This is a genomic window from Mesorhizobium sp. P2_C7 (assembly GCF_056404515.1).
Window position 1 is genome coordinate 1 of the sequence record NZ_JBFUDW010000037.1, and the last position, 5,960, is coordinate 5,960.

Consider the following 5,960-nt stretch of genomic DNA (forward strand, 5'->3'; position numbering starts at 1 on the left):
CCGGTCACCGGTCATACCGGGAGCTGGGATAACCCGTGCGAATGTCGTGGGCATCATTGCCCGCAAAGCAGAGTGGGACCTGACTCGCGGATACCATCAAGGCCAGCGGTCAACATGAACGACTGCATCAACAGGCCGGACAGAAGACCGCACCTGACCCAATCGTCAGAAACGTCAAATCACCCCTTGCATCGCGGGAGCCATCCACAGAAGACATTGCCGGCGACCCCGCTGGAGGTCGCGGTTGCGCCATTGACGAAAGTTCGACGATTAGAGCGAGATGGTCTGCTTCGCGCGCTGATAGTTGGCGTACATCGTTGCTGCCTGGTTGTCGCATCTCGACGAAGCCGGTTTCTGCTCTGCAGCGTCACCACCACGATCCGCGCCGTGATGAACCCTCGTTGTCCGCTCGGCAAGCGCTCGCTGCCGATGCAAGCGGTCTTGTGGTCCGGTCCCCGCAACGAAACCATTTCGGCTTCGTTGGTACTCGAATTTTGCACGATTCTATTGCCTGAGCCGATTGGTGCTACACTGACAAGCCAGTTAACGCGACGGACCTGTGTTCGGTGATATGACCAAAGTAACCGCTTTACCCGACAGAGTGGATTTCGACGTGGCCGCGGATGAGACCTTGCTCGAGGCGGCTCTCAGATCGGGCGTGCCGTTCGCCCATGCATGCGGCGGCAGGGCGAAATGCTCGACATGCCGCGTTTGGGTTCTCGACGGCATTGAGGCTTGCCCGGACCGGAATCCGGACGAAACCCTGATGGCGAACCGGTTGAGATTGGCCGATGAGGTTCGGCTGGCCTGTCAGCTCAGGCCGGAAGGCGAGCTTCGCGTCCGACGCCTGGTGCTAGACGAAACCGACATGATGATCACTAGCCAGCTGGGCACTTCTGCCGCGACGCGTTGCGGCGAAGCAAGGCATGTTGCGGTCTTCTTCAGTGATATTGTCGATTTCACCGCGCTGTCGGAGCGGCTTTCCCCCTACGACGTGATGTATCTGCTCAATCGTTACTTCGCCCAAGTCGGGGACGTCATCGAGCAGAATGGCGGTTTCATTGACAAACTGATCGGCGATGGGCTCATGGCAATATTCGGTATCGACGACCAGCCAGACGCCCCGCTCCGCGCCGTGAACGCCGCACTTCAGACCCTCGCTACGGTCGATCGTCTGAAGCCTTTCTTTGCCTCGATGTATGGCATCGATTTCGATATTCGTATCGGCCTCAACTATGGCGAAGCCGTCATCGGCACATTGGGTTTCGCCGGACACGAACGTCTGACGGCCATCGGCGACGTTGTAAATCTGGCCAGCCGGGTCGAGGCCGCCAATAAAGATGCCGGTACGCGATTGCTAATATCCGAGGCCCTCCGCGATCAGATCGCCGACAAGGTGGAAATCGGCGACTTCGTCAGGGTACGCCTTCGCGGTACCGCCGAGCGCACAAGCCTGTTTGAAATAGTCAGGCTGAAGCCCGAAATTGACGCCGAACTGAATTCCAAGGGGCTTCGCGAAACCATCCGTCACGGCGGCAGGAGGTGGGTTCGCGCTTTTGCCGAAGACGAGCTTCGGCCCTACGAACGTCGGATTCTCGATTTTGAAGATTACGATATCGTCGTCGTTCGCGGATCCGACAACTATTGCGCCTTCAACAATGCTTGCCCGCATCTTCATCTGCCGCTCTACGAACGCCGAAGTTCCACTGAGGCCGAAAAGCTGAAGCTCCCACACACGGAGAGCACGATCACCGCAGATCTTGGCCTGGTCTGCCGCTGGCATCAGAGTTGTTTCGACCTGTCCACCGGCGAAATCAGGGGGTGGGCGCAGCTGCAGCAGGATGGTACTGCGCCGGGCTATGAATTCGCCGGTGACATTTCGAAAAACCGCGCAAAACTGATCGTATACCCCTGCCGAAAGCAGGACGGCTTTGTGTGGATCGGGCTCGAGTGAAGCGACGTTCCGATATTTCAGTTTTCCGTCGCGATCCCATGTCGCCTTTTCTCACATTCTAGGACTTCCTGATCGTGAGACTGAACGGCAGCATCGGGTCAGGTCACGACAATGCTCACGGCGACCGTAATGTCCGGCCCTGAAGATTTGCCGCCTGAAGCAGCCGGTCCGCAAACGGCCCCAATTGCGCTCATTCCGGATCTACCTTAGGGGCGAAGCTGCTTTGTGCCTGTCGGGCCGCTTTCGCCGCGATGGCGGCGCGCCGTATGCTATAGGCTGAGCATGAGGGGCAAAACCATGGGTCGGTTTCTGCGGTATTTAGCCTGGGTATGTCTTGTTTCGGCCAGCCATGCCAACGCCCACAGCTGGTATCCGGGCAAAACTGACCCGGTTCGACGTCGGCTCCCTGGCCCTCAGCAGCCCTATTCTGCGCCCCTTATCATGTTGCAGCAGGGCCAGGAACGGACCTGCGCTCAATCAGCTCATTTTCCGGGCTTCATATTCAGGGTTATTGCTTCACTCTCCTCGTGGCCTGCTGATATTCGAGCCCCAGTCGCGGCTATTTGGGCCTCCATCCGATTGACGAGCGCGACATAACGGGGATGAGCGCGGAGCGAGTCGAGGTCGCTATCCTGACGCATCCAAGGCATGCGCAAAATGAGGTAGGCATGTGATGCAGTTAGCTGACGTTCCAGGCAATCGATAGCCTGTTCCGCCTTGCCCAGCCTCGCATAAAAACAGCCTATGTTGTACTGAACCGCAATGTTGTCTCCGGCGAACATTTCAGCACGGGAGACCCACGACAGCGCGCGTTCAATCTCGCCAATTTCCGCCAGCATTGAGGCGCCGTAACATAGCGCGGTGGCATTGTCGGGATGCGCTTTGACTTCCTTTTCCACTCCCAGCACACCTTGCCTTGCAGCTTCCTTGGCGTCGTCGCTGCGGCCAAGTGAAACATAGACCATATTTAGATTGGTCCAGACCCGATAGTCATCGGGTGACAACGACACGGCACGCTGGTACAGCGCGGCAGCTTTCTCGTATTGACCTTGAATGAAACAATTCCGGCCGTAAGAGAAATAGGTATCGGAAGAACTGGCGTCTAACTCTAAAGCTCGCTCGAACTCCACTTCCGCCTCGGCATACCGGCCATTTACGAAAAAGGCCCCGCCACGTGATGCGTGGGCATCGGCGAGACCTGGCTCAAGTTCCAGCGCCCGTGTACTGTTGGAAAGAACCGCCTCGAAGCTGGCATCGGGATCGTTGCAGGTCAACAGAAGCCACTCGCAATCAGCCAAAGCGGCATAAGCGCGCGCATAATTTGGGTCAATTTCAACAGCTCTGGCAAACAGTCGCTGCGCTGTCTTGATAAACTTGGTCTCGACTCCCCTATTGAGGAACGACCTGCCCATCAACAGCGTCTCGTAAGCCTCTGGGTTGTCGGTCGAGCGGTTTGTAATTGTCGCCAGTTCTTCGGGCAACAGCTTCACTTTGAGCACGTCGACAATGCTTTTGGATATCTCGTCCTGAAGGGCAAAGATATCGTCCAGCGTCCGGTCATACCGCTCGGCCCAGATATGGTCACCGCCACGACCATTGATTAGCTGAGCCGTGATACGCACTCGCCCTCCAGCCTTGCGTACACTTCCTTCCAGGACGTAGGCGACATTTAGCTTCTTCGCCACCTCCTCGATCAATACCGCCTTGCCCTTGAAGGTAAAGACGGTATTGCGCGCGACGACGGAGAGTCCGGACGCTTTCGAAAGGTCGGTGATAATGTCCTCGGTGATACCGTCGGAAAAGTACTCCTGCTCGGGATCGCCGCTCATATTCGCAAAGGGCAGGACCGCAATCGATGGCTTCTCCGAAAGTGCAGTCGCCGGTTGCGCCGCACGTCTGCCGGTCCCGCCTGTTCCGGCGCGATAAACCCGCACTGGCTTCGCGATGTTCTTGAGTGTGTGCTCGCCCAGATCGTCGAACGCCGATGCCAGCTTGCCTGTGACATGATCGTGCACGGTGGCGGAGACGTAGATGCCGCCGGGCTCAGCCAGTCCCTCCAGCCGGGCGGCCACGTTGACACCGTCGCCATAGAGATCACTGCCCTCGACGATCACGTCGCCCAGATTGATGCCGATACGCAGGACGATGTGCGAGGCTTCGGGAATGCCTTCGTTAGCAGCAGTGAATCCCTTTTGTAGTTCAACCGCGCATTGTACCGCATCAACTGCACTGGCGAACTCGACAAGCACACCGTCGCCCATAAGTTTGACTACGCGACCATTGTGCTGGACGACCAATGGAGACAACACGGCCTGCCGACGTGATTTCAATGCGGCTAGTGTGCCAGCCTCATCGCGTTCCATCAGGCGGGAATAACCAACAACATCGGCTGCCAAAATTGCAGCAAGGCGGCGTTGGGTTCGAGTCTCGGCCATGTGGGTTGAATACTTTCAGAAAGCCGGGCAATTGGGATTGTATTGGTACCCTGGCCTAGAGTCTATCCGGCCCGACTTCCGAGATGGGTCATACGCGTCGTTTCTGAAATATCCGCCCCACGTCCGTTCGCTGGGGCATTGCGGACATGGCAGTACTGCATCGATGCTCTCGGTCCTCGAATGCTCGGGGGTTGAGTGTCTCTCTTCGCCGTGATGATCGTCGCCTGCTTCTTCATGCTGTTGCTGAGTAGCTGTCTCGACGCCTCATTGATTTGAGGCCGCTCTAACCCACGCTCCGGTATGACAATGGGGTCGCAAAATCCATTTCGGCCCTTTATCGCTCGTTTAATTGGGCACACCATCAGCATGGATCGCTCCCCGGCAAAGATCGCCTTTTGACCCGGATCCGTAAGTTTCGCGCACGGAAGGAACGGCAGCTTTGCGCCGCATATCGGCCGTTGATATTTGCTGTGCCGCTTCCTGAAAGCAGACATCACCAGCTACCACGCTGTACGTCGTATTTGCGCCGCATATCGGTCAGCAGAGGCTGAAACATTTCCGCTTCGCCCCGTGATACGACGTTGTACTATGAATAGATGTTAGCGGCAGCAACCTCCGTCTGGGTCGGGGGATTACTTCAACCATTGGTCACGAGAAACCAATTCGGCAACAGTCGGATCGGTAATGGTTTGTACAAGGACGGCAAGTTGCGGGTCGTCGATCAGCTTCGACGCGTCCGATGGCGACAGCCACGCCCGTTCTCGCCGGGACGATTCTTTCCAGCCTGGAAGTGCCTCGGTGACTGACAGCAGGTAGACCTTGACGGTTACTTTGACGAAGTGATTGGAAAGGCGCTTCCAATAGGAGTATGCCCCAAGGGGTTTCTTCAGCGCAGTGCCAAGGACTCCTGCCTCTTCTCGCGCCTCCGTTGTCGCAGCCTCCCGGCCACTCTTACCCTTCATCGGCCAACCTTTCGGAACGATGAAGCGTTTCGTCGTGCGGGACGTGATTAGCAACACCTCGACCTTCCCCCCTGCATCCAGCCGAAAAGGGATTGCCGCGACCTGGCGGATAGGTTTGCCTTTCTTGGCCTTGCTGATGATCTGCTTTTCCTTAGACATCCTGTTCCCTGAGTTCATTCTCTGGCGCGGGACGCCGGTGGTGGCCAGGAACAGCGACGCAATGCTGGTCTGAGGTGCGGGTTGCTACCGTCATGACCGTTATTACAAATCCGGTCGAATGCACCCAGTCTCCCCTGTCGCAACGAAACTCGTTAGAACGAACAATATGGGAGGAAATCCGAGAATGAGAATGACCTCTCTCTCCGCTCGGATGCGGTCTTTCTCGTAGCCGGCGTCGCCGTGGGCGCCGAAAGCTGATGCTCTACGGCGCGCTGCTGGCGTTCAGAGCAGCTTGGCGGATAGCTAGTTCCAATCCATTTACAATGCCAGCCCAACCGCAACGTAACACATCGCCGAAATAGCGGCCGTGGCCGGCAACGTGACGACCCAGGCAACGACGATGTTGCCGGCAATGCCCCAGCGCACCGCGGAAACGCGGCGGGCAGCGCC

The 5,960-nt window shown here is 57.4% G+C and carries 3 protein-coding genes and 1 pseudogene; 1 reads left to right on the top strand and 3 read right to left on the bottom strand.

The features are described 5' to 3' along the window. The first annotated feature begins 571 nt into the window (after positions 1-571). Positions 572-1,954 (top strand): adenylate/guanylate cyclase domain-containing protein, encoded by a 1,383-nt coding sequence (locus AC1D2G_RS34275; protein WP_184874267.1) that lies wholly within the window; start codon positions 572-574, stop codon positions 1,952-1,954. A 482-nt stretch (positions 1,955-2,436) separates the two neighbouring features. On the opposite strand, the gene AC1D2G_RS34280 is transcribed toward AC1D2G_RS34275, so the two are convergent. The 3 genes and pseudogenes from AC1D2G_RS34280 to AC1D2G_RS34290 all read right to left on the bottom strand — a co-directional run. After that, on the bottom strand, positions 2,437-4,389 hold the full coding sequence (locus AC1D2G_RS34280) for a tetratricopeptide repeat protein (protein WP_477419602.1): 1,953 nt from the start codon (positions 4,387-4,389) through the stop codon (positions 2,437-2,439). Between the two features lie 632 nt (positions 4,390-5,021). Beyond that, positions 5,022-5,510, bottom strand: coding sequence for an NUDIX hydrolase (locus AC1D2G_RS34285; RefSeq protein WP_477419604.1), 489 nt, complete (start codon positions 5,508-5,510; stop codon positions 5,022-5,024). Between the two features lie 318 nt (positions 5,511-5,828). Continuing rightward, positions 5,829-5,960: pseudogene (locus AC1D2G_RS34290) on the bottom strand (inorganic phosphate transporter); the annotation flags it as partial.

What these genes read in the sequence shown, in the direction of transcription:
- AC1D2G_RS34275 (WP_184874267.1), top strand. Translation starts at nt 572, where the DNA reads ATGACCAAAGTAACCGCTTTACCCGACAGAGTGGATTTCGACGTGGCC.
- AC1D2G_RS34280 (WP_477419602.1), bottom strand. Translation starts at nt 4,389, where the DNA reads ATGGCCGAGACTCGAACCCAACGCCGCCTTGCTGCAATTTTGGCAGCC.
- AC1D2G_RS34285 (WP_477419604.1), bottom strand. Translation starts at nt 5,510, where the DNA reads ATGTCTAAGGAAAAGCAGATCATCAGCAAGGCCAAGAAAGGCAAACCT.